The organism is Paracoccus versutus, from assembly GCF_000763885.1.
GTDB classification, from domain to species: Bacteria; Pseudomonadota; Alphaproteobacteria; order Rhodobacterales; family Rhodobacteraceae; genus Paracoccus; species Paracoccus versutus.
Window position 1 is genome coordinate 1 of sequence record NZ_JRKO01000163.1, and the last position, 1,208, is coordinate 1,208.

The following is a 1,208-nucleotide window of genomic DNA, read 5'->3' on the forward strand; positions in this document are numbered from 1 at the left end:
GCGCAGCTAACCCTTCTGCGCCTTCGGCCTCGGCGGATGCCGCCGGCGCCGCGCGTTCGCGCGCTGCGCATTGCGCAGATCCTTGTTGATCAGGTCGAGATCGAACCATTCCGGATCGAAATGCCCACCCGCCCATCGCAGCGTGGAGCGATGGTCCTCGTGCGCCGGATCGCGGATGATCCCGAGGAAATCCGCGTAGCCTCGCGGCCCGCCGACAGCCTCGGACGGCCTTGCCTGCCCGCCTTCGAGGCAGAGCGCATGGCGAGGCGCCGGGTCGAGCGCCAGCCAGTCCTCGATCCGGATCAGGTGTTCCCAGCCGTCCCCGAAATCGTAGGCATAGGTGAAGCCGGCGTCGCGCCCGACGAAATCCTGCAGCCGGACCTCGGCATAGTCGAAAACGGGGGGGCCGCCGAAGCCGTCGTCCAGCAGGGCCGGATCACCGTAGCGCAACCCGCCGATGCGGAATTCGTGCAGATGGCTGTCGGTCCAGCCGAATGCCGCCTGCAGGACCAGGTGCAGCCGGTCCAGCGTCCAGTCGGAAGGGACCACCAGGTGCCGCCAGATCTCCGGCTCGATCCCGGCCAGGGAGACATGCAGCCGAACGCATTCGGAGGCTGGAACATCTCCCCTGCCCCGGTCAGATGGCGAAGTCCTCGAGGGATTTGCCGGCGTCCAGCCCTTCGACGATCCAGGCGGGCTTGCGGCCGCGACCGCTCCAGATGAGTTCCGGATTCTCCGGATGGCGGTATTTCGGCGCCGCGGCAGCACGCTTTTGCGACTGGGCGATTTCCGCGAGATCGCTCAGCGAGAAACCGTGCTCTTTTGCCACCGCTTCCGCCCCCGCACGGGCCTCACAGGCCTTGCGGCGATCCTCGAAGGAGGCGATCGCCTTGGCCACGTTCTTTTCCAGCTGCTTCAGTTCGGCCAGCGACAAGGCATTCAGGTCGATATCGGCCATAAGCGTCCCCTGTTGTTATGCCGCTCGTTTAATTCAGCAGGGGTTCAACGGCGATTCCCGCGCTCAATCCATAGCCCGTCACCTGTCCAGCCTGATCTCCCGAACCGGATGCCCCGTGTCGATGAACAGCCGTCCCGCCGGTTTCAATGCGGCCCGCAATCGTTCAAGGGCGCGTTGCCCGATCTCTGGCTGGCGGCCGTCCAATGCCCCGACACGCATCGCAAAGGCGATGTCGAAGCGCTCCTCGCCG

General features: G+C 65.9%; 2 protein-coding genes. Both read right to left on the reverse strand.

All coding sequences use genetic code 11. The features are described 5' to 3' along the window. Window positions 1–6: 6 nt before the first annotated feature. On the reverse strand, window positions 7–549 hold the full coding sequence (locus tag IT40_RS26430; protein WP_243700297.1) for a plasmid pRiA4b ORF-3 family protein: 543 nt from the start codon (window positions 547–549) through the stop codon (window positions 7–9). Between the two features lie 88 nt (window positions 550–637). Further along, entirely contained in the window at window positions 638–958 is a 321-nt protein-coding gene (locus IT40_RS26435) for an H-NS histone family protein (RefSeq protein WP_036761496.1), read from the reverse strand. Window positions 959–1,208 lie beyond the last annotated feature (250 nt).

Bases quoted from the DNA above. Each gene is read 5' to 3' on its own strand.
- IT40_RS26435 (WP_036761496.1), bottom strand. From the start codon at position 958: ATGGCCGATATCGACCTGAATGCCTTGTCGCTGGCCGAACTGAAGCAG.